Genomic DNA, 22,500 nt, shown 5'->3' with positions numbered 1-22,500 from the left:
GCCCGGCCGCTTGACGGCCGCAGCGATCGTGACAGCATGGGATCGACGGCGGGCAAGTGCGGCGCCCGCCGGAGAATCGATCCCGCCGTTCCGGAGCCCATCCTGACACACGCAAGCCCCTGCGCACCGAGCATCATCGAAACCGGGTTTTCCCGATCGCGCGCCCTGAACCGTCCAGGCAGGAGCCGGAACGCGACCGGCGCGGCGGGGAGCTGAGCGCATGCTGCTGACCCTGAGCACGACCCACCGGCCGGCGACCGACCTGGGATTCCTGCTGCACAAGCACCCCGACAGGGCGCAGCAGGAAAGCCTGAGCTTCGGCACGGCGCACCTGTTCTACCCGGATGCCGGCGAGGAGCGCTGCACCTTCGCCCTGCTGCTGGAGGTCGATCCGGTGGCGCTGGTGCGCGGCCGCGACGGCGCCGGGCCGCTCGACCAGTATGTCAGCGACCGGCCCTACGTCGCATCCTCGTTCCTCAGCGTCGCCCTGTCCCGGACCCTGGGCACGGCGCTGGGCGGGCGCTGCGCCCACAGGCCCGGCCTCGCGGCCTCGACCCTGCCGTTGGAGGCGCGGATCGTGCCGCTATCGTGCCGCGGCGGCGCCGATATCGTCCGCCGGCTGTTCGAGCCGCTCGGCTACGACGTCGGGGCCGAGCCGCTGCCCCTCGACCCGGTCCACCCGGAGTGGGGTCCGGGCTGCCTTTACGCCGTGACCCTGAGGGCAGACTGCCGGCTGGCCGACCTGCTCACCCACTTGGCGGTCCTGGTCCCGGTGCTCGACGACGCCAAGCACTACTATGTCGGCGCCGACGAGGTCGACAAGCTGCTGCGCCGGGGCGAGGGCTGGCTGGCCGGCCACCCGGAGCGGGACCTGATCGCGCGGCGCTACCTGCGCCACCAGCACGGCCTCGCTGCGGCCGCCCTGCTGCGGCTCGACGCGGACGAGGCGCCGGTCCGGGCCGGCGACGGCGAGGACGCGCTCGAGGCGCCGATCCGCCTCAACGACCTGCGCCTGGATGCCGTGGCCGCCGAACTGGCGGCCTGCGGCGCCGCCACCGTGCTCGACCTCGGCTGCGGCGAGGGCCGGCTGCTCCAGCGTCTCGCGGACCAGGGCCGGTATGCCTCGCTCGTCGGCGTCGACGCCTCGCCGGTCGCCCTCGAGCGCGCCGGCCGAAGGCTCGGCGCGCGGACCGGGGTCAGGCTCCAGCAGGGCGCGCTGACTTACCGGGACCGCCGCCTCGCCGGCTTCGACGCGGCGGCGGTGGTCGAGGTCGTCGAGCACATCGACCCGGAGAGGCTGCCCGCGTTCGAGGAGGCCGTCTTCCGGACCGCCCGCCCCGGCACGGTCGTCCTGACGACGCCGAACCGGGACTACAACGGCCGGTTCGCGACCCTGGCCGCCGGCACGATGCGGCACCCGGACCACCGCTTCGAGTGGAGCCGGGACGAGTTCCGCGCCTGGACGGACGGGGTTTGCGCCCGCTTCGGCTACACCGTGCGCCTCAGTCCGGTCGGCGAGCCCGATCCGGTGCTCGGGCCGCCGACCCAGATGGGAGTCTTCACCCGATGCAGCTGAGTATCCCGGACTTCTCCCTGGTGCTCCTGGTCGGGCCGTCGGGCTCGGGCAAGTCGACCTTCGCGCGCCGCTGCTTCGCCACGACCGAGGTCGTCTCCTCCGACGCCTGCCGCGCCCTGGTCGCCGACGACGAGACCGACCAGGCGGCCACGCCCGCCGCGTTCGAGGTTCTCCGCCTGATCGCGGCCAAGCGCCTCGAGGCGCGCCGCCTGACCGTGATCGACGCCACCAATGTCCGGGCCGAGGACCGGCGGGGCCTGGTCGAGCTGGCCAGGGCCCACCACGCGCTCGCCGTCGCGATCGTGTTCGACGTCGGCGAAGAGGTCTGCCATGCGCGCAACCGCGACCGCCCCGACCGCCGGTTCGGCCCGCACGTCGTGCGCAACCAGGCGGCGGCGCTGCGCCGGTCGCTCAAGGGCCTTGGACGGGAAGGATTCCGCTTCGTCCACCGGCTGGCTTCCGCGCAGGAGGCCGACGCGGCCGAAATCGAGCGCCGGCCGCTGTGGACCGACCGGCGCTCCGAGACCGGGCCCTTCGACATCATCGGCGACGTCCACGGCTGCCACGACGAACTGGTCCGGCTGCTGCGCGACCTCGGCTACGCGGTCGAGGACGGCCCCGAGCCCCGAGTGGTGCCGCCGTCCGGGCGCAAGGCCGTGTTCCTCGGCGACCTCGTCGACCGCGGCCCCGCGGCACCCGCGGTGCTGCGCCTCGTGATGGGCATGGTCGGGGCCGGCGACGCGCTGTGCGTGCCCGGCAACCACGAGGCCAAGCTGCTGCGCGCGCTCAAAGGCGGCACCGTCAAGCCGACCCACGGGCTGGCCGAGACCCTGGCGCAGTTCGAGGCGGAGCCGCCGGAGTTCGCGAGGCGGGCCGCGGCCTTCATCGACGGCCTGGTCAGCCACTACGTGCTCGACGGCGGCCGGCTGGTGGTCGCCCATGCCGGGATGAAGGAGTCGATGCAGAACCGGGCGTCGGGCGCCGTCCGCGCCTTCGCCCTGTTCGGCGAGACCAGCGGCGAGAGCGACGAGTTCGGCCTGCCGGTGCGCCACGACTGGGCGCGGGACTACCGGGGTGCGGCATCGGTGGTCTACGGCCACACCCCCGTGGCGGAGGCGCGCTGGGTCAACCGCACGATCTGCATCGACACCGGCTGCGTCTTCGGCGGCCGCCTGACGGCGCTGCGCTGGCCCGAGCGCCAGCTGGTCTCGGTGCCGGCGGCCCGGACCTGGTGCGAGCCCGTCCGGCCGCTCGACCGCGGCGATGCCGACGGCGGCACGCTCGACATCGGCGACGTGCTGGGCAAGCGCATCATCGAAACCCGCCTGCACCGGACCGTCACGATCCGCGAGGACAACGCCGCGGCGGCGCTGGAGACCATGAGCCGGTTCGCGGCCGATCCCCGGTGGCTGATCTACCTGCCGCCGACCATGTCGCCCTCCGAGACCTCGCGGGACACGGCGCTGCTCGAGCACCCGGCCGAGGCCTTCGCGTACTACCGAAGTACCGGCATCGGCCGCGTGGTCTGCGAGGAGAAGCACATGGGCTCGCGCGCCGTCGTGATCGCCTGCCGCGACGCCGATGCCGCGCGGCGGCGGTTCGGCGCCGGCGGCGGTACGGGAATCGTCCACACCCGCACCGGCCGGCCGTTCTTCGCCGATGCGTCCCTCCAGGAGGCGCTGCTCGACCGGGTGCGCGCAGCCCTCGGGCGTACCAGGTTCTGGGACCGGTTCGGGACCGACTGGGTGTGCCTGGATGCCGAGCTGATGCCGTGGTCCGCCAAGGCGCAGGCGCTGCTCGCCGGGCAGTACGCCCCGGTCGGCGCCGCCGCCCGGGCCGGCCTCAGGGAGGCCGAAGCGCTGCTCGCCCGGACGGCGGCCCGCGGCGTCGACGTCGCGGCGCTGGCCGACCGGACCGGACGGCGGGCGGCGGCGGCGCGGGCCTTCACCGACGCCTATCGCCGCTACTGCTGGCCGGTCGGGTCGGTGGAGGATCTCCGGCTGGCGCCCTTCCACCTGCTGGCGACCGAGGGCCGAACCCATGTCGACCGGGACCATGCCTGGCACATGGAGACGCTCGGCGACATCGCCGCGACTGGGACGCCGTTCGCGCCGACCGCCTGGCGTTCGGTTGACCTCGATGACGCGGCGTCCTGCGCCGCCGCGGTGTCCTGGTGGGAGGCGCTGACGGCCGCCGGCGGCGAGGGCATGGTGGTCAAGCCCGCCGCCTTCGTCGCCGCGGGTGCGCAGGGGCCGGTGCAGCCGGCGCTGAAATGCCGGGGCCGCGAGTACCTGCGCCTGATCTACGGGCCGGAATACGACTTCCCGGAAAACCTGGAGCGGCTGCGCGCCCGCGGCCTGGGCGCCAAGCGCTCGCTAGCGCTGCGGGAGTTCGCGCTGGGCGTCGAGGGACTGGAGCGCTTCGTCGCGGGCGACCCGCCCGCGCGCGTCCATGAATGCGTCTTCGGCGTGCTCGCGCTGGAGAGCGAGCCGGTCGACCCGCGGCTTTGAGGAGGAGAAGAGTGGGTTTCGTCTATCTGCAGGTCAAGGCGCGCCGCTACGTCAAGGTCGGCCCGGAAACCTACCGGCGCCATGACGCGTTGGGGCGTCCGGACGCCGACATGGACGAGGAGGATCTGGCCGTCCTGATGCATGGCATGAAGCAACTGGCGGACGGCGCCGGCGGGAAGCCGGATAGGCCGCTCACCGGCATCGGCATCCGCGGCTTCAACGACCTGAGGCACACGCTTCACCTCGAGTTCGACGCCCAGGCCATCGTCGGCGAGACCGGGACGGAGTTCCTCGACCTCATGCGCTGCCGCCACGTCGTCACGGAGGAGGTGATCGAGCTGTACAACCTCGTGCCCAGGCCGATCCTCCGCGATACCATAGGCGCATCGGGTGCGATTGATGACTGAACTCGGCCGCCGGACAGTCCTTGGATGGCTTGCGGCGGGCGGCGGTGCTGCCAGCCTTGGTGCGGGCACCCTGCCCCGGCCATTCCCTGGGGACCGTCACTTCCTGGAGGCGACCGAATGGCTGCAGCGCATCCCGCTGTCCGGCTTCGGCGAGGCGGCGTCCCGTGCCGCCCGCGCCGTCGCGGTCTCGCCGCTCGCCGTCCCGTGGGAGGAAATCAGCAATACTCCGGGCTTTGTCCCGGACGACCGCGATGAAGAGTGGGTGCGGCCGGCCCTTGCGGTGTTCGCGGTCGACAGCACCGGCTGGTACGCCCTGCCCGAAGTCATCGACCGCGCCCGGGCAGCGGCGGCAGCCGGTGCGCGTGCCGCCGTCTTCGCCGCGTCGGACCGGGGCGGCCTGTCCTGGCCGGGGCCGGCGGCGCTCCGGCTTGCCCGGATCTGCGTTCCCTGCCAGGCAGGAGGCGACGAGGCCGCCCTGGCGGCCGCCATGCTCGCCCTCATCGGGCCCGCGCGCGGCGTCGGCTGCATCGGGATCGACATGGCCGACCTTGATGACGTCGTGTTCCCGGGAGGGGACGGCTTCGCGCTCGGCGCCACCGTGGCTCCCGGCCTGGCGGGGGATGCCGGCGGGCTGATCGCGGAGCAGGCGCAAGCACTCGGCATCGGGCTTGGAAGAACGAGCCGCGCCCTGATCAGCGCCGTCATGACGGAGGACTGCACCCTCCGGCACCTCGATGCCGCCATCGGATCGGTCAGGGACGTCATCGGGGACGTTGCCGGTCGCGAGGACATCTCCGTCGCCTGCTCCGCACAGTTCTTCACCCACGCGCACTCCCGGCTGGCAGCGACGCTGCTGGCGTTCGTCGACCGATGACAGGCGGAGAGCATTTGGACACCTCATGCCCGCTGCCGGACGGATGCGCCAGACAATCCCGGAAAGCGCCGGCGACGATTCCGGTCCCGGCCTCAGGAACGCCGTGGCGGTCCGGTTCCGAACCGCAGCCGGTGCTGCGGTCCGCCCGGTGATGAGCCGGGGCGAACGACATCGTCTCCGACGGCCGGCCGATGCCGCTTGCCGTCGCGGTGCGGCCTCCCGGATGCCCGTGACATGCCGGCCCGAGGCCTCGCCCGGGCACCGGGCGCGCGGCACGCTGCCGGTTTCAGGGAGTGTTCCCGCCCGGACCTGCGGACGCTTCGGGAAACGAGGCGCCGATGCCCGGCCCGTTCAGGATGCGCCTCTGGTCGTCGCGGGCCGGCGCACCTGTCAGGCCGAGCGGGACGGTTTCGCCCGGGCTGAGGCGACCGACGGTTTCATGCGCCGCCCGCAGCCCGAGGCCCCAGCCGGACAGCGTCCTGATCAGGGTGACCGGTTCGGGAACCTCGCCGCCGAGACGCAGGATCACATCACCGGCAATCTCCGGCGTCCGGGGAGCGGACTCGGTATCCCGCATGCCGTCGCGTCCAGCATCCGTCGTCATTCGCCCCTCCTGTTCACGTCGGCCGCTCCCCGACGCCGGGAACGCCCGGCTGTCATCATGACGCGCGGGCTGCTCCGGGTAGAGCGGGCGCCCTGGTCACCCCCAGTGAAGGCCCAACTCCCTCAGCCGCGGCAGCCGCAGGACCAGGGCGGTCGGCCGGGGCAGGCACTTCGCGGCGCCTGTCCCGCCGGCTCGGAGCCGGAACTGCGTAGCCTCGCATCGAGCCCGGCAAGAGGGGCCATAGTCAACCGCAGCACCGGCGAAGCGGGCATCGCGCCTGGCCGCCGGCAGCACCAATCCCTGCCTGGAGGGGAAGCATGAATAATCCAGTCATCACCGAGCGCGGACCTGCGGTCCGCCTGATCGCGTCCCCGTCCACCTGGATCGAGGGCGAAGCCCTGCGCCAGCTGGACGAGGTCGCGAAGTTCCCCGGCATGCGCCTCAGCGTCGGCATGCCCGACCTCCATCCCGGCAAGGGATCGCCGGTCGGGGCCGCGTTCCTGTCGGAAGGAGCCATCTACCCGTCGCTGGTCGGCTCCGACATCGGCTGCGGCATATCGCTGTGGGCGACCGACCTGCCCACCCGCAAGGCCCGGCCGGAGCGCCTGGCCGGCCGGCTCGACGGCATCGACCGGCCCTGGGAGGGCGACACCGCCGCCTGGCTCGCCGAGCGCGGGCTGGAGCCGACCGAGCACGACGCGGCACTCGGCACGCCCGGCCGCGGCAACCACTTCATCGAGATCCAGCAGGTCCATGAGGCCCGCGACCGCGACGCCCTGGCGGCGCTCGGCCTCACGGAGGACCGGCTGTGCGTGCTCGCCCACTCGGGCTCGCGCGGCCTCGGCGAAGCCGTCCTGCGCCGCCATGCCGCCCGCTTCGGGGCGGCGGGTGCTGCGCCCGGCTCGCCCGAGGGCGCGGAGTACCTGACGGCGCACGACCGCGCCGTCCGCTGGGCCGAGGCGAACCGCGACCTGTGCGCCCGCCGGGCGCTGGACGCGATCGGCGCCGGGGGAGTCCGCGTCCTCGACGTCTGCCACAACAGCGTGACGGCGGCGCTGATCGACGGCTGCGCGTGCTGGCTTCATCGCAAGGGAGCCGCCCCGGCGGACCGGGGGCCGGTGGTCATCCCGGGCTCGCGCGGCGACCTCAGCTTCCTGGTCCGGCCGGACCCGGGCCGGGAGGATGCGCTGCGGTCGCTGGCGCACGGGGCGGGCCGCAAGCTTGCCCGCCACGAGGCGAAAGGCAAGCTCAGGGGCCTCTACCGGCGCGAGGACCTGGAGCGCAACCCGTTCGGCGGGCGCGTCGTCTGCGGCGACGAGCTGCTGCTCTGGGAGGAGGCGCCGGAATGCTACAAGGACGCCTCGTCGGTGGTCGGCGACCTCGAGGCGGCGGGCCTGCTCTCCGTCATCGCCGCGTTCCGGCCGGTGGTCACGTTCAAGACCTCGCAGGGTGCCCGCGACGAGACCCGCGGGAACCGCGGCGGCTGGAAGCGGGAGCGCCGGGAGGCCCGCGACGCCGGGCGGCGGCGATGACCTGGCTGCTGCTGACGGCCGGGCGGGGGCCGGCCGAGTGCCGGATGGCGGTGGCGGGCCTGTCCAGGATCCTGCTCGCCGAGGCCGACGAGGCCGGCGTCGAGGCCGAATTGGTCGCGGCGGAGACGGCGCCGCACGGCCTGATGTCGGCGCTCGTCGCGCTGCGGGGAGACGGCGCCGAGACCCTGGCGCGCTCCTGGGAGGGCACCGTCCAGTGGATCTGTCCGAGCCCGCTCCGGCCGGGCTGGGCACGCAAGAATTGGTTCGTCGGGGTCTCCAGGCTCTCGCCGCCACCCCCTTCCCCGGATCTCAGCGACCGGGACCTCCGGATCGAGACCATGCGGTCGTCCGGACCCGGCGGCCAGCACGTGAACACGACCGAGTCGGCGGTCCGGATCACGCACCTGCCGACCGGAACGGTGGCGCTCGCCCGCGAGGAGCGCAGCCAGCACCGCAACCGCGCGCTGGCGCTGGCACGGCTGGCGGCGGCGCTGGATGGGCTGGAACGCGAGGCCGACCGGGTCGCCGGGCACCGGCGCTGGTCCCGCCACGACGCGCTGGAACGCGGCAACCCGGTCCGGATCTACGTGGGCGAGCGCTTCACGCGGCGGGCGCCATGAGGCGTGGGACAGCCATTCGGCGCTTCCGGTCGGGTCGAGCCTGCAGGACCGGCCTGCACGGCCCCGGTCGGAAGGAAATATGGATATGCCAACACGGGAGATCAGGCTTGGACAAGCTGACGGTCGCCGCGGTCCTGGACCGCATCGTCTTCGCGGAGCCCGACACGTTCGACCCGGCCGACGGCAGGCTGCTGGCCGCCCTGATCCCGGAGCGCCGGCGTCACCTGTTCGGCGCCAGCATCGCGGCGAAGATGCCGGGAGGCACGACCTCGGGCAGTGCGGCCGGTGTCGGCAGCGTCGACCTGAAGAACGACGACCGGGAGTTCACGGCCGAGGTCGGGGCCGACGACTTCGTCCGCGTCGGCCAGTACAAGCTCCTGCGCGACCGCGACGGCATCGAGATCTGGCAGGTCATGAGCGATACGCTGGACGACGAGCCGAAGGGCGCGCTGCTCAGACTCGACTCCGCCGGCGAGCCGATCGCCCTGCTGATGTTCGCGCCGAGACGCCTGCGCCTCCCCTTCCTGATCGGCAACCTCATCCTCCAGCGCGCAGGATGGAGAGACTGGAAGCGCCCGGTCCGGGCCGGCGCAGCCGGTGGCGTCGGTGCCGGGCGGACCCCGGGTTGACGGGGTGCCCCACGGCCGGGTTCACGGGCCCGCGGCGCTCGCCTGCAGCAACCGCGCGGTGATGCCGGCCGGGACACGGCGGCGCTCGCGGGCCCGCGGTTCCGGCGCCTGTGCCGGAGGATCCCGGCGGCATCCGGACGTCGGTACCAGACGCCGCCGTCCTGCCGGGCGCCTTAGCACAAAGGTAACCCGATTGCCCGACCATGCCGGGAGCGGCCCCTTCCGCATCGGACGGGGGACGCACAAGCAATGGCACGCAGCACCGGCGTCGAAACAGGAGAAGGTCATGCGGCGGTACCGGGGAAACATCCTGCTCTCGGCAGGCGATCTGGTGACCTTCGTCGGGTGCCGGCACGCCAGCGCCCTCGACCGCCGCGCCCTCGACGAGGATCTCGAGCGCACCGCCGACGACGCCGCGCTGAGACTCCTCCAGGAGCGCGGGATCGAACATGAACGGGCGTTCCGTGACGACTTGGTCCGCCGGGGCCTGCGGGTGGTCGAGATCCCCGCCGGCCCCGACCTCGCCGAGCGTGTCCGGCTGACGCTCGCCGCCCTGCGCTCCGGCGCCGACGTCGTCTACCAGGGCGCCCTGCTCGACGGCGGCTGGCACGGCTTCGCCGACTTCCTGATCCGCACGGATGACGGCGTGGCGGGCGGCTACGGCTACGAGGTCGCCGACACCAAGCTCGCCAGGACCGCCAAGCCCCGGCACGTCGTCCAGCTCGCGGTCTACACCGAGCTGCTGGCGCGCGTCGCGGGTGCAACTCCCCGGCTGATGCGGGTCCGCCTCGGCAGCGGCGAGGAGGCCGTGGTGCCGTTCCTGGACGTCGCGGCCTATGTGCGCCACGCCCGGGCAAGGCTCGAGGACTTCCTGTCCGGCGGGACGCCGGCCGGCACCACGGCCGAGCCCTGCGCCCAGTGCGACGTCTGCCACTGGCGCGGGACCTGCCTGGACGCGTGGGACGGCGCCGACCACCTGAGCCTGGTCGCCAACATCCGCCGAACCCAGATCCGCAGGCTGTCCGCGGCCGGCATCGGCACCGTGGCGGCACTCGCGGCATTGCCCGAAACCGCCGCGGTTCCCGGCATGACGGAAGAGGCGCTGCGGCGGCTGCGCTCGCAGGCCGCCCTGCAGGTTTCGGTGCGCGGGCGGGACGACCGGCGGTGGGAACCGCTGCCGGCAGGCCCCGGGCGCGGCTTCGGCCGCCTGCCGGCGCCGACCGCGCACGACCTCTTCTTCGACATGGAAGGCGACCCGCTGTATCCCGGCGGCCTCGAATACCTGTTCGGCGTCCAGGCCGGCGACACCGCGACCGGACGGTTCCACGCGTTCTGGGGCCACGACCGGGCCGGCGAGAAGCGGGCGTTCGAGGCGTTCATGGACTTCGCCGAAGACCACCTCGCCCGTCACCCGGACGCCTTCATCTACCACTACAACCACTACGAGGTGACGGCGCTGAAGCGCCTCGCGATGAGCCACGGCAGCCGCGAGGCGGCGCTCGACGGGATGCTGCGCCGGCACCGCTTCGTCGACCTCTACGCGGTGGTGCGCGAGGCGATCCGCACCTCGGAGCCGGGATATTCGCTCAAGAACATCGAGCGCTTCTATCTGGGGCCGCGCGGCGGCGACGTCGCCAACGCCGCCGACAGCATCGTGGCCTACGAGGAGTGGCGGCGGGGTGGCGACGACTCCCTGCTGAGGCGGATCGAGGACTACAACGCGGTGGACTGCCGGTCGACGGCCGGGCTGCGCGACTGGCTGGTGTCGATCCGTCCGGCAGGGCTTGGGTGGTTCGACGCGGAACCGGACGGTGCGGACGCGGCGGCGCTGGAAAGGCAGCGGGCGGCGGAGGCCGAGCGGCAGGCGCTGGATGCCCTGCTCCTCGGCGGCGCGCCTGACGGGGAGCTGCCGGTCCGCCGGCTGATCGCCGACCTCGCGGAGTTTCACCGGCGCGCCCAGAAGCCGGACTGGTGGGCCCTGTTCGACCGCCAGACGCGCGCCGAGGACGAACTGGTCGACGATGCCGAGTGCCTGGGCGCACTCATTCTCGACGGCCGCCCGGCCCCCGCGGGCCGCTCCCTTCTCTATACATACCGCTTTCCGCCGCAGGACACGAAGCTGCGCGCCGGCGCCAAGCCGACGGTCGCCGCCACCGGGCGCCCGGCCGGGACGATCGAAAGCCTGGATCTCCGCGGCGGCACGGTGGTGATCCGGCGCGGAACCCGGCAGGAGCCGCTGCCGTCCGACCTCTGCCTCGGGCCGCCGCTCCCCGTCGAGGACACGGTGCTGCGCGCCGCGATCCGGCGCTTCGCCGGCAGCGTCGCGGCCGGCGACGGCCGGTTCGCGGCGCTGGAGGCGATCCTCCGGCGCGAGCCGCCCCGGTTAGCCGGCCGCGCGCCGGGAGCCCCGGTGGTTGCCGCCGGTTCCGGCCTGCTCGAGGGCAGCGTCGCGGCCATTGCGGCGCTGGACGGGAGCTACCTGGTCGTCCAGGGCCCGCCCGGCACCGGCAAGACCTACACGGCGAGCCACGCCATCCTCGACCTGCTCCGGCGCGGCCGGCGCGTCGGCGTGTCATCGAATTCGCACAAGGCGATCAATAACCTACTGGCCGCCGTCGAGAGGCTCGCGGCCGACACCGGCTTCACTTTCCGCGGCGTCAAGAAGTCCGCGCCCGACGACGGCTCCGCCCTGAACGGCAGGCTGATCGAGGACGTCTTCAACAACGCCGAGGTCGATGATGCCATCGACGCCGGCGCCCGGCTGGTCGCCGGCACGGCGTGGCTGCTGGCGCGCCCGGAGCTGGAGGGCAGGATCGACACGCTGTTCGTCGACGAGGCGGGACAGGTGTCGCTCGCCAACCTCGTCGCCATGGGGACCAGTGCGAGCAACATCGTGCTGGTCGGCGACCAGATGCAGCTGAGCCAGCCGGTCCAGGGCACGCATCCGGGAGGATCGGGGGCCGGCGTCCTCGAGCACCTGCTCGGCGGCCGGGCAACGGTGCCGCCCGACCGCGGCGTCTTCCTGGACGCCAGCCACCGCATGCACCCCGCCGTGTGCGGCTGGGTCTCGGAAACGATCTACGACGGCCGGCTGAATGCCGCACCGGGAACCGCGTTCCAGGTCCTGGAACTCGGACCCGGCGCCCACCCTGCCCTGGCGCCTGCGGGCGTGCGCTTTGTGCCAGCCGCGCACGAGGGGCGGACGCAGCGCTCGCCCGAGGAGGCCGAGCTGGTGCGGTCGGTCTGGACGAGCCTGATGGGGCAGCGCTACCGCGACCGCCACGGCCGCATCCACGCCTTCGGGCCGGACAACGTGCTCGTGGTGGCCCCCTACAACGTGCAGGTCAACCATCTGGCGGAGATCCTGCCGTCCGGCGCCCGGGTCGGCACGGTCGACCGCTTCCAGGGCCAAGAGGCCGAGGTGGTGATCGTCTCGATGACGACGTCGAGCGGCGACGACCTGCCGCGCGACATCGAGTTCCTGTTCTCGCGCAACCGCCTGAACGTCGCGCTGTCGCGCGCCCGCAGCCTCGCCGTCGTCGTCGCCAGTCCGCGCCTGCTGGAGGTCCAGTGCGCCACGATCGAGCAGATGCGCCTGGTGAACACGCTGTGCCGGGCCTACGAATGGTCGCTCGGCCTCGATCCGGCGCAGGCGCGCCGGCGGGCAGCGCTTCCCGACCCGCTGCGTGGAGAGGCTTTGGCCGCCGCCGGCTGAGTCCGGACGCGGCACGACGGAGAGGAGATGATCGCTTGGCGGTGCGTCCCAGGATCCGGCGCGCGTTCCTCGCCTGGTACGCACAGGCCCGCTTCCGGTTTCCGGCGCCGCTCGGGATCGCGCGCCGGACGGACCGCCGGATCGACCTGGTGTTCCCGACCTCGTCGCCGGACCTGTCGGCGGTGCTGACCCGCGCGGCCATCGTGGTTTTTGCCGAACCGGCAGGCGCCGGCCGGAAGGTCGTCAGGATCTTCGAAGCGGAGCCCGTCAGGGTGCCCGGAGGCTACGCCTGCCGCAGCGCCGCGCGGGAGCCCGGGCGGCTGTTCCCGAACCGGGACGCGCTCTGGACGGAGCTGTTGTTCGAGGCGTTCCTCGCCTGGACCCATGGGGACGCGGCGGGGGAACACGGGGTCCGCTTCGACCGGAGTAGCGGTGCCGCGGCCTGCGCCAGGCTCCTGACGGACGATCAGGGGCAGGAGGAACGCCCCCGGGCGGGAACGCTGCCGAAGGGCAAGCGGCGGCTCTCGAGGGCGCAGATCGCGATGATGACACCGGACGACCTGCTCCGCTGGCTGGGCGGCAGATGACCGATCAAGGGTGTCGCCCCGGTGGCGGCGGCGAGCACTTCGCACCTCTCCGCCGCTTGACCATCCCGGGCCTTCGGTTGCCGTCCCTGGAGGGGAGCGGAGCGACGGGGCAGGATACGATGCCGTGCCCCGGCCGGGAACTCCCCGCGCAGCGGTTCAGGTTTTTCTTCGGCCTTGAGCCGCCGCGCGATCTCGCGGGCTCGGGAGGACTGACCTGCGCGGATTACGCCGTCGTCCGGCGCCGCATGGAATTCCAAGGAGACGCAGCGGATGCGCCATCCCTGTGCCGGTGGCTGGGTGAGGAACTGGCGCTTCGGGACGACCCGCCCTGCCGGATCGGCTATGTTTGAGAGAGGAGGCGGAAATGCGCGCCGATGCTTTCCCGGAAGTGACCGGCACCTGCAGGGCACCCACGCGCGATCGCCGTTCTTCAAGGGACAGGTTACCGTCGGGTGTGCCGGGGTGACGGGAACAAGCAACGATCGGGCTCTCGTCACCCCCGGCGGTCGGCCGGCCGGAGCGGGAACGGCGGCGGATCCGCGCATCGACAGCACCGAACGGTCACGATGCTCCTGATCCGCAATCCGGACAGCCCTGACGGAATGCCTCCGGGCGACGGTCCGATCCGCTGCGTCGCGCGGCCGGACCAGCTCATCTGCTGGCGCGGAGTAAAGCCGGGCCACGCCGAGGTCATGGCAGCCACCGGCGTCGAGGGCGTGCGCATCGTTCTGCCGAGACGAGGATTGGTCGCCGTGAACATGGACGTGATCGAGCAGACTGACCGTCTGGACTGGTTGTTTGAACCGGAGCATCGCGGGGCCGATCCACCGGATCTGCAGGAGATCGTCGAAGCGTGGCTGCGCGCCCATCCCCGTCTCCAGCGGCTCGTGCCGCCGGCCTTCAGCCTGGTCTGGTATTTTTGATGGAAAGACGGACTTCGCCTTGAGGGTCGGAAGCATCGTGCACCCTGCCGTTCTCCCTGCATCGGTTCGGCTCCTCGGGCGTCGTGCAAGCAGGCCTTGAGCCGAAGGTGGGCACCAGTCACATCGCCGCGGCGTCGGTCTTGCCGAACGGCCGGTCGAGCAGCAGGCTGATCGCACAGGCGATCCGCCGCGCATCCGGTGCGGCCCGGTGCCGCGCCGGATGGCGCCGGTACGCTTCGGCCAGCGCCCGTTCGCGCTCCCGGGGAGACGCGAGCGGTTCCGACCACTGCCAGAAATCGGTCAGGTGGAACGGTGGCGGACGGATGCGGGCAGCCGCGCAGAGGACGCCGAGCCAGTAGCTGTCTGCGGCGATGTTGTCGGATAGCACCCGTCGGCCGCGCACGGCCGCGGCGACCTGTTCGACCACGTCGCCGGGCGACTCGCCTTGACCCTGCAGCATTGCCCTGGAAAGGCCGTGGAGACCCTCCGCAGCGGGATCCCACGTCCCGTCGCGCAGCCAGACCGGCGCCGGCCGGATGAGCCAGGCTGATACGCTCGCGTCCGGAAATGCGACGGCGATCTCTATCGGATAGCTTCGTGGCGGCAAGGCGCTCGCCTCGAGGTCGAGAACGGCCCAATCCTGATCGGGAACGCAGGTCATGAAGGTTCTCCCCGGCGAAAGAATCGCTGTGCGGGATGTCGCAAGAGCAGGGGGCCTGGGATAGAGGGGACCCGCTGTCCCTCCGGACCGCGGTAGGTGGTCAGGTCCGCAGCCGCCGTGGGGCCAGGCTTGAGGGTCCACCGCGGTCAAGCGCATCCGTTCGACGCTCCGGCCCACATGACCGCCGGTCAAGGTGAGCATCGACAGATACCCGGTGAACACTCTCCACGGGCCGAGAATCCCCATCGCCGCTCAGGCCAGCAGCACACCGAGGTCGACTGTGCCGAGCGCCTCGAAGACACCGGCCGGGACGTAGCGCGGCTTTCACGGCAAGTCCTCCAGCCGCGTTCGGACCCGACAGCGCAGCTTTCCGATCAGATATTTTGAGCGTTCCAGCTCGACCATGTCCTTCGTCGTCATCAGGGTATGGACGGCATCGTCGCAGGCATCGGCCACGGCGGGCCGGAAGTCCTCCGGTTCAAGCGCGACCGTCGCCGTCATTATCGCCATCGCGGCGACCCAGATCGATCCGGTCACCCACCAGACGGTGGCGCTCACGGCTTCGGCTTGAACTCGGGAAACGGCGGAAGCGGCGGTTCCAGCTTCCGCTCGATCGCGTCCAATCGCTGATTCAGCCGGTCCATACGTCTCTGCAGATTGGCATACATCTCCCAGGTCGCGGCCTCCTCCCGCAACCGGTCGCTCAGCGACGGCTCAACCGGTGCCCTGCGCATGATGGCGCGGTTCATTCCCATCAGCGTGACGCTCATCTCGCGGCGCTCCAGCACCAGTTGGCGCAGATCCGCCGCCATCGTGTCGAGCCGTCTGCTGATCCGGAGCAGATCGGCGGTGGACGGCTTGTCGTCGTTCTCCGCACCGGTCGTGAGGTTGTCGTCCATAGTCTCCTCCCTCGCTCTCGCGACACCACGCTACCCGACCTGACCGGCATCTGGAGCCGTCGCTGGCGAGCTAGCCCGGACGTCTGGTTGTCGCAAAGGATATACGGCAGGTCGGGCACGGGGCAGTTCGTGGTCCGCTGGAAGCCCGCTGGATGCGTCCTGAGCCTCCGGAAGGGCTTGAGGCCACACGCCGGCACCGCGTCCGGTGACTCGGAAAACGCCGGCCATCGCTGGGATGAACCGTACCGGGTTTCCCGTTGGACGGTTGGTTGAGTTATGCCGTCATGGCGACTTCCTCAGCTTGGGCATGTATCGGGAGGGGCATACCTTGAACGAAGCCGCTCCTTGGGGGAGCCTGTCGCCGGCACAGCCGCATGAACCCGATCAGTCCAGGGAGACCGGCCGGGTCAGGCCTGTTCCTCCAGGCAGGACGATACGCAGCAGCGAACTCCAGACGGGGAGAACTCCATGCCTTCATATTCAATCCCGCTCGCCCGGCAGGTCAGCGACCATCTCGATGAAATCTGCCGGAGGCTGAGCCTCCCATCCGCTGAACTCCTTGGACTGATCCTCGCTCGGCTGATCGAGGTCGACCGGATGTGGCGCTCGAGCGGAATGGCCGGAGTCATGCCGAACCGGCGTCCGGAAACCGGTGATCCCGACCGTCAGGAGCCTGAGGCGGTGCGGCTCGTCGTCGAGGTGAGCGATGACGTGGCCACAGGCTACGGCGATATCTGCTCGCGTCTGGGCGTGTCACCCAACGCTTTCCTGACAATGATGGCGGAAGGGCTGGTCGAGCAGGACGCCGGGCTGGTGAGCAAAGGCCGCGGGGGGCTGGGCACCTTCCGGCCCCCCGGATGGGAGGACTATGCGCTGGAAAGGACGGTGGAGCACGGCATCTACCTGGCGACCGGCGACATCCGGCCAGGCACCAGGCTGGCCTGGCCTGCCGATAAGCCGTTCCCGCTCAGCGACGCCCAGTGTGCGGCGCTGGTCCGCGGCCACATGATCCGCTGGGGCGGAACGGTGGACGAGTACCTGACGGAACTGCCCGGGAGGTACGAGCTGGTCGACGGCTTCCTGCTTGTCCATGAGACGTGAGGCCGTTGCAGACCCGCTCCGGGCGGACGGCCGGCGCTTTCTTCCGCTTGGGCGGGGCCTCCCTTCCAGGACCTGCCATGGCTGGATCGCCGTGCCTGTCCTTGCAGGATGAGCGGCGAAGCAGACTTGCCGGCCTGAATGACGAACAAGGGGCGGGCTGGGGCAGCTGCCCGATGCGGGCCGGCGACGGGGCCGGACCAAGGCAGCCGCCCTGCGCGGCACGGCCGCAGCGCTTGCCCGGCGGCATCGGGATGCTGCGAAGCGGCGGAGCGTGCCGGCCAGTGCCTTGGCGATGGGCGGCGCAGACCTTCATCCGCTGGATTCGGTCCGGCGTCCGGGAGCGGCTTTTCGACCAGTCCCCGGAGCGTGGCTCGGCGTCGACAGGGACGGGGCTGCTCCCGGAGGACCCTCCATCAGGGCGCACCACAAGGCGGCCATCTCCGCCCGGAACGACTCGGTCATGGTGTTGTCCCAGATCAGCCTCCGCTTCCTGCGCATCGACTCGAGAAGGCGGTTTTCGTAGGGCCATCGCCGGCATTCGCAAGGTTCTCCACGATACCGCCGGCGCGGCGGGTGCATCGGCCTGATGACCTGAATACGCCACGACAGGATGGACAACCGGCGGATCAGCCCGTTGCCCTCACCCGGGATACCATTCCCGCAATGAAGGCAGATCCGCTCGAAGAAGCGCTTTCCCTTCCAAAGACGTATCCTGCGCCTTTCGTTCAGCCGGGAAAATCCCCGGCGCTGAGGCCCCCGGCGTCCTCTCTTCAGCTGCATCCGCACGCTCCACCTCCCGATGCCGCAAACGGAAACGCCGCGACGCGACGGCGCCTCATCGCATGTGGGCGATCCGGGCACAAGACGGACCCGCATGACGACGCCTTGGCGCGGTCATGATGGAGGGCGTCCACTTGGTATCGCCGCCTGCCCGCCCCTGAGAGCGGCAGCTGCTGAACCCGCTCCCGATCGGCCCTCATGAACGATCCGGGCCGGCAGGAGCGCCACAGCGGACCGGCTGCGTCCGAATCTGACGGATGCCTCGGGTAACCTGCCTCCATCACCGATGGAGGATCCTTGGACACACCAGCAACGCTCCACCTTCCCGCCCCTCCTCTCGACGGTCAGGGCGGAACCCGGATAACGACAGCCGGCGGCGACTCCGCCCGGCTTGCTCTCGATTCGAAATCTCTTCGCCTTCTCACCGTCGACGGGTGTCCCGAACTCGTCGAACTCGACCTCAGCGCCTGTCCGGGGCTTTCCTGGATCGCCATCTCCGACTGCCCGCTCCTGACGGATCTGCATCTGCCGACGACCGGTTCCGGCGTCCGGATCCACGTGGATTTCGGCCCTGCGGCTCCGTGCCTCAGGATCACCGGGCTCGTGGCCGACGTCGATTGCTGCTGGCTGTCCGGGCATTCGGCTGCCCCGCGCGGGCGGTCGCGGCGCCCGCCGCTCGACGGCTGCTACATCGGCACGGTGAACGCGGACGCCCTGGCGCGGTACGGCCTGGTGCTGTTTACCGGCGGGGGGCCGGGACGCGGCACCTGGTTCTGCCGTCCGACGGCGCCGTGCGTGACCTCGCGCTGAACGGGATCGACGAACTCGAGCATCTCGACCTCGGCGGATCCCTGCCGATGCATGTCGAGATGCAGGGACTGCCGCGGCTGCGCACGGTCACCGGTTCGGCGCCGCTGTCGTTGCTCCGGGCCGACCGGTGCGGGAACCTGAGGCGGATCGACGGCTTCGGCGAAGCGCTCACGGTCGTCTCCAGCGCGCGGCACGAAGGCCTCGAGGTACCTGGTCCCTGGACCTCGCTTCTGGTCCGCGACAGCGCGCCGGCAGGTGTCCTGGCTCCGTTCGTCGAGCATGTCTCGCTGCCGGGCGCACCGCAGGGCGAGACCGCGGAAGCAGCCGTCGGCCAGCTGCTCCGGACGGCCCGAACCGGCGACGCCCGTGCCGTGGGCGCACTCCTGCACTGGTGCGGGCGGGTGCGGACGCCGCGCGGCGTGCTGGGTGCTCTGGTCGCCCTGGAGTCCCTCGCCTCCGCCGGCCACGACGCGGATGCGCTGTGGTCGGTGCGCTGCGGCCTGCAGCACCGCGCCGCGAGGCGGGGCCTGCAGCCGGGCGACTGGTGGTGGTCGCTGCCCCGCGACCTCGATCAGCGCGGATGGGACGCCGATCTCGGGCTCTGGCTCCACAGGCAGGCTTCCGGCCCGTCCAGCACGGCGCCCCTGACGGCGTGGCATCCCGTCCATCTCGTCACCCTGGCCTCGGCCCTGCGAAAGCAGTGGCCCGAAACGGCGACGGAAGCCCTGACGACCCTGCTGATGCAGGCCTTCGGGTCGGGCCGCTTCGGCCGGAGCCGGCACCGGCGCCGGAACGACAGCCAAGGTCTGGCTGCCGAGGATACCGACCGGCTGCAGCGGACGGTGCACGCCCTGGCTGCCCTGCGCTCGCACGCGCGTACGCCTGCCCTGGTCCTCGGCTTCTGCCGCTGGCTCGCGCGGAACCTTGACGGCGCCGACCGCGTCAACCTGCTCGGCGCTCTTCACCTGCTGAGCGCCGCGGACGCCCGGGAGCATCTGCTGCGCATCGCGGCAGACGGCGGCGCCGCCGCGACGGAGGAGCGGTCGCTGGCGATGGCCCTGGCGGTGGCACCCGCCCGGGCCGACATTTTCTCCGACAATGAGGTCCTGCATGCCTGAGACGAAGCCGGCGGTCGTCTGCTCCATCCCCGAGATCCGCTCCCTGCTCGACCTTCATCTCGGCGCGCTGATGGAGAACCCCGGCCGTGCCCGTGACATCCCGCCGCTGATGCTCTGGGGGCCGCCGGGTGTCGGCAAGAGCGCCGTGGTCCGGGCCACGTGCCAAGATCGGGGCATCGGTTTCGTCGATATCCGCCTCTCGCAGCGCGAGCCGGTCGACCTGCGCGGTCTCCCCGTGCCCCGGGGCGACTCGGTCGCCTGGCTGCTCTCGTCCGAGTGGCCGCGCGACCCGGACAGCCGCGGCATCATCCTGTTCGACGAACTGACGGCCGCCGACCGGACGTTGCAGGCCGCAGCCTACGAGCTGATCCTCGATCGCCGACTCGGGGATCTCTACACGGTGCCTCCCGGGTGGTACATCGTCGCGGCCGGCAACCGCGTGGGTGACTACGCGGTCGCGACCTCGCTGTCGAGCGCGCTCGCGAACCGCTTTTGCCACGTCGAGGTCGAGGCGGACCTGGAGGGATGGATCGGGTGGGCCCTCCATGCCGGGATCCATCCCGACGTGATCGGTTTCCTGCGCTACCGGCCGCAGTGCCTGTTCGACATGACGGGCGACACCGAGCGCGGCTGGCCAAGCCCCCGCTCCTGGGCCCGCGTGGCTGCCGAGCTCGCGCTGCTCGAGCGCGGTGCTATGCCGCCGGACAGCCGCGCGCGTCTGCTGGCCGTCGTCGCGGCCGGCCTGGTCGGCCAGGGTGCCGCGCTCGAGTTTCTGGCCTTTCGCACGCTGGCGGCGCCCCTGCCCGACGCCGGGTCGATGCTCGAGGGAAAGCTTCCGGTCACGGTGCCGGGGCGCGCCGACCAGCGCTATGCCCTCTGCGCCGCCCTGGCCCATCACCTGCGCCGGAGGACGGACTGGCCGCAGCTGGTCGGCGCATTCCTGCGCATCGGCCTGGCCCTGCCGAGCGACTTCGCGGCGCTCGCTATGGTCGATGCCCTGCGAGACCGGCCCGCCGCGGACATGCTCGCCGTCATCGGGCACCCCCTGTTCGCCGCATGGTCGCGGCTTCACGGCGGCGCCGTGGCCGCCGGCCTGTGCGGCGGCGCCACGGCCATCGCCGATGCCGCACTTGCCGCCGCCGGGCTCCCTCTGGCCGGAGCGGCGGAGTGAGCGGCGCGATCAGGCCGGCGGAGCTCAAGCGGCGCGCCCTGGCGCTCTGGGAGGGTGACCGGGCGGCACTCCTGCTCTCGCAGCCCTTGCTGGCCCACCTGGCGATGCAGCTGGACCTCGTGCCCGTGGTCGACAGCCGCCTTTCGACGGCGGCGACCGACGGGCGCTCGGTATTCGCCAGCGCGCCCTTCCTGCTCGGGCTTTCGCCGGCGGACCGGCTGTTCGTCCTGACCCATGAGATCTGGCACTGCGCGCTCGGGCATTTTCCGCGGCAGGGCGGCCGGGAGCCGCGCCGATGGAACATCGCCATCGACCACGAAGCCAATGCGCTGATCCGGAGCGAGGGGAGCGCCGTGCCGGCGGGGGCCGTTTATTTCCCGGAGTGGGACGGCCGCAGCGCCGAGGAAGTCTACGAGAGGATCCCGGCCGCGCAGGATCGCGACGGGTCCGGCGGGCGCGGACTTCTGGCCGACCTCCATGGCCGACCCGACCAGGCGGTATCCGGGCCTTTCGACCCCGACCTCGCGTTCGCTGCCGGCGGCTTCGAAAGCTGGCCGGTGCGGGTACTGGCGGCCGCACGGCAGGTTGAGCGGAACGGAGGGAAACTGCCGGCAAGCGCCGCGCTGCTGATCCACAGGTTGACGCGACCGGTCCTGAACTGGCGCGACCTGCTCGCCCGGTTCGTCGCCCGGTCCCGGCGCGCCGAACGCCGATGGGACCGGCCGGACCGGCGCTTCATCGCGCGCGGCCTGTACATGCCCGGCCGGATCGTATCGACCCGTCGCCTGGTAGTCGCGATCGACGTTTCCGGCAGCACGCTTTCCTGCCTGCCGCGGTTCCTCGCAGAGCTGTCCGGGGTGCTGGCCAGCGGTTCCGTCGAGACGGTCCGTGTCCTGACCTTCGATGCGGCGCTGCACCTGGACAGGGTGCTCTCCTGCCGCGACATCGGCGGCGTCGCCGGCCTTCGTCTGCAGGGTGGAGGCGGTACGGACTTCCGCCCGATGTTCACCCACCTGCAGGACGGCGGCGACGCACCGGACGGCATAATCATACTCACCGACGGCTTCGGGCGGGCTCCACCGGGTCCGCCTCCCTGTCCGGTGCTATGGGTGCTGACAGCCGACGGACGGCAGCCTGTGGACTGGGGAGAGCGGGTAAGGCTGCCGCGTGACGCGCAGGATCAGGCAAGCCGCTGATAGCGTCGTGACGGCGGCAAGGCTGGCCGTGGAGGGGCCGGCAAACAGTTGATATCGCGAAGGTACAGGCGTCCTGCAGGGCGGCCTGGTCACAGGAGTTGATTGCAGTGCTTTTCATCGAGAACAGCGCCAACCGCCCGCTGCAGATTTGTACCGTGAGCTGTGGCAGGGGCCGGATCGGCATCGTTCCCTGTCCCGGCAGGAAACAGCCGCGGCCAGGGTCCGGCACCCCTTGCGAGCGCGACACCAGGGCTGATGTCGAGGTGCTGGCACGCTGGGGAGCCAAGGCTCTGCTTTCCCTGATGGAGGCGGCGGAGTTGCGGCGGTACGGGGCGGCCGACATCGGGCGGCACGCGCGAGCGGCCGGAATTGGCTGGCATCATCTGCCGATCAGCGATCTCCATCCTCCGGACGAGCGGTTCGAGCAGGCTTGGAGCACGATCGGTCCGAGTATCCGGTCCCTGCTGGCCGCGGGCGACGCGGTGGCCATCCACTGCCTCGCCGGCCGGGGGCGCAGCGGCACCGTCGCCGGCCGGCTGTTGATCGAGATGGGCACGGATCCCGGGCAGGCCCTTGGCCTTCTGCGTTCGCTGCGCCCGGGAGCGGTAAGCACTGCGGCGCAGGCTGCCTATCTGACGAACCGGACCTGGCTTGCTTCGTGAGGGGCGGCAGGAGCCATGAGGCCGGCGGATATCCGCCCTTTGTCTCGGGCTGCTCGTTCTCTCCTCCTTGCAAGTGGCCGGCCGCTCCCGGCTTGCCGCTGCAGTTGGCAGGCTGCAGCCCGCCA

20 protein-coding genes are annotated in these 22,500 nt (G+C 71.7%); 16 read left to right on the top strand and 4 right to left on the bottom strand.

The features are described 5' to 3' along the window. The first annotated feature begins 220 nt into the window (after positions 1-220). From IGS68_RS00830 to IGS68_RS00815, 4 genes are read left to right on the top strand one after another with little or no spacing between them, the layout of a single operon-like run. Entirely contained in the window at positions 221-1,576 is a 1,356-nt protein-coding gene (locus IGS68_RS00830) for a 3' terminal RNA ribose 2'-O-methyltransferase Hen1 (RefSeq protein ID WP_201076616.1), read from the top strand. Continuing rightward, positions 1,567-4,086, top strand: coding sequence for a polynucleotide kinase-phosphatase (locus tag IGS68_RS00825; protein ID WP_201076614.1), 2,520 nt, complete (start codon positions 1,567-1,569; stop codon positions 4,084-4,086). The genes IGS68_RS00830 and IGS68_RS00825 overlap by 10 nt, the downstream gene beginning before the upstream one ends. Positions 4,087-4,097: 11 nt before the next feature. Beyond that, positions 4,098-4,493: a hypothetical protein gene (locus tag IGS68_RS00820; protein ID WP_201076612.1), complete on the top strand. Its 396-nt coding sequence runs from the start codon at positions 4,098-4,100 to the stop codon at positions 4,491-4,493. Further along, a complete protein-coding gene (locus tag IGS68_RS00815) occupies positions 4,486-5,367 on the top strand; it encodes a hypothetical protein (RefSeq protein ID WP_201076610.1) in 882 nt (293 codons plus the stop codon). Before IGS68_RS00820 ends, IGS68_RS00815 begins: the two co-directional genes overlap by 8 nt. A 286-nt stretch (positions 5,368-5,653) precedes the next feature. On the opposite strand, the gene IGS68_RS00810 is transcribed toward IGS68_RS00815, so the two are convergent. Beyond that, positions 5,654-5,971 carry a hypothetical protein gene (locus IGS68_RS00810; RefSeq protein WP_201076608.1) on the bottom strand — a complete coding sequence of 106 codons (318 nt, stop codon included), beginning with the start codon at positions 5,969-5,971 and terminating at the stop codon, positions 5,654-5,656. A 317-nt stretch (positions 5,972-6,288) separates the two neighbouring features. Here IGS68_RS00810 and IGS68_RS35290 point away from each other — a divergent pair, with 317 nt between their 5' ends. The 6 genes from IGS68_RS35290 to IGS68_RS00785 all read left to right on the top strand — a co-directional run bounded on the left by IGS68_RS35290 (position 6,289) and on the right by IGS68_RS00785 (position 13,977). Then, a complete protein-coding gene (locus IGS68_RS35290) occupies positions 6,289-7,503 on the top strand; it encodes an RNA ligase RtcB family protein (protein ID WP_247881116.1) in 1,215 nt (404 codons plus the stop codon). Continuing rightward, positions 7,500-8,123: a peptide chain release factor H gene (prfH, locus tag IGS68_RS00805; RefSeq protein ID WP_256445744.1), complete on the top strand. Its 624-nt coding sequence runs from the start codon at positions 7,500-7,502 to the stop codon at positions 8,121-8,123. The genes IGS68_RS35290 and prfH overlap by 4 nt, the downstream gene beginning before the upstream one ends. A gap of 107 nt (positions 8,124-8,230) precedes the next feature. Beyond that, positions 8,231-8,752: a hypothetical protein gene (locus tag IGS68_RS00800; RefSeq protein ID WP_201076604.1), complete on the top strand. Its 522-nt coding sequence runs from the start codon at positions 8,231-8,233 to the stop codon at positions 8,750-8,752. 286 nt (positions 8,753-9,038) lie between these two features. Next, the gene (locus tag IGS68_RS00795) at positions 9,039-12,467 is read left to right on the top strand and encodes a TM0106 family RecB-like putative nuclease (RefSeq protein ID WP_201076602.1); all 3,429 of its coding nucleotides are present in this window, start codon (positions 9,039-9,041) and stop codon (positions 12,465-12,467) included. A 35-nt stretch (positions 12,468-12,502) separates the two neighbouring features. Next, positions 12,503-13,054, top strand: a complete 552-nt coding sequence (locus IGS68_RS00790) for a hypothetical protein (RefSeq protein WP_201076600.1) — start codon at positions 12,503-12,505, stop codon at positions 13,052-13,054. A gap of 566 nt (positions 13,055-13,620) precedes the next feature. Next, a complete protein-coding gene (locus tag IGS68_RS00785) occupies positions 13,621-13,977 on the top strand; it encodes a hypothetical protein (protein WP_201076598.1) in 357 nt (118 codons plus the stop codon). A gap of 118 nt (positions 13,978-14,095) precedes the next feature. On the opposite strand, the gene IGS68_RS00780 is transcribed toward IGS68_RS00785, so the two are convergent. From IGS68_RS00780 to IGS68_RS00770, 3 genes are all read right to left on the bottom strand, one after another. After that, complete coding sequence (locus IGS68_RS00780) at positions 14,096-14,638, bottom strand: 3'-5' exonuclease (protein WP_201076596.1); 543 nt, start codon at positions 14,636-14,638, stop codon at positions 14,096-14,098. A 324-nt stretch (positions 14,639-14,962) separates the two neighbouring features. Further along, positions 14,963-15,196: a hypothetical protein gene (locus IGS68_RS00775; RefSeq protein WP_201076594.1), complete on the bottom strand. Its 234-nt coding sequence runs from the start codon at positions 15,194-15,196 to the stop codon at positions 14,963-14,965. After that, complete coding sequence (locus IGS68_RS00770) at positions 15,193-15,537, bottom strand: hypothetical protein (protein ID WP_201076593.1); 345 nt, start codon at positions 15,535-15,537, stop codon at positions 15,193-15,195. Before IGS68_RS00770 ends, IGS68_RS00775 begins: the two co-directional genes overlap by 4 nt. 468 nt (positions 15,538-16,005) lie before the next feature. On the opposite strand from IGS68_RS00770, the gene IGS68_RS00765 reads away from it, so the two are divergent. The 6 genes from IGS68_RS00765 to IGS68_RS00740 all read left to right on the top strand — a co-directional run bounded on the left by IGS68_RS00765 (position 16,006) and on the right by IGS68_RS00740 (position 22,375). Continuing rightward, positions 16,006-16,638: a hypothetical protein gene (locus IGS68_RS00765; protein WP_201076592.1), complete on the top strand. Its 633-nt coding sequence runs from the start codon at positions 16,006-16,008 to the stop codon at positions 16,636-16,638. 1,077 nt (positions 16,639-17,715) lie between these two features. Beyond that, on the top strand, positions 17,716-18,228 hold the full coding sequence (locus IGS68_RS00760) for a hypothetical protein (protein WP_201076590.1): 513 nt from the start codon (positions 17,716-17,718) through the stop codon (positions 18,226-18,228). Then, the gene (locus IGS68_RS00755; RefSeq protein WP_201076588.1) at positions 18,210-19,346 is read left to right on the top strand and encodes a hypothetical protein; all 1,137 of its coding nucleotides are present in this window, start codon (positions 18,210-18,212) and stop codon (positions 19,344-19,346) included. The genes IGS68_RS00760 and IGS68_RS00755 overlap by 19 nt, the downstream gene beginning before the upstream one ends. Continuing rightward, a complete protein-coding gene (locus IGS68_RS00750) occupies positions 19,339-20,517 on the top strand; it encodes an AAA family ATPase (protein ID WP_201076586.1) in 1,179 nt (392 codons plus the stop codon). The genes IGS68_RS00755 and IGS68_RS00750 overlap by 8 nt, the downstream gene beginning before the upstream one ends. After that, entirely contained in the window at positions 20,514-21,713 is a 1,200-nt protein-coding gene (locus IGS68_RS00745; RefSeq protein ID WP_201076584.1) for a vWA domain-containing protein, read from the top strand. Before IGS68_RS00750 ends, IGS68_RS00745 begins: the two co-directional genes overlap by 4 nt. Before the next feature lie 107 nt (positions 21,714-21,820). After that, positions 21,821-22,375: a cyclin-dependent kinase inhibitor 3 family protein gene (locus IGS68_RS00740; RefSeq protein WP_201076582.1), complete on the top strand. Its 555-nt coding sequence runs from the start codon at positions 21,821-21,823 to the stop codon at positions 22,373-22,375. Positions 22,376-22,500 lie beyond the last annotated feature (125 nt).

Origin of the sequence: Skermanella sp. TT6 (assembly GCF_016653635.2) — a bacterium.
Taxonomy (GTDB): Bacteria; Pseudomonadota; Alphaproteobacteria; order Azospirillales; family Azospirillaceae; genus Skermanella; species Skermanella cutis.
This window is presented reverse-complemented; position numbering and strand designations above follow the sequence as displayed.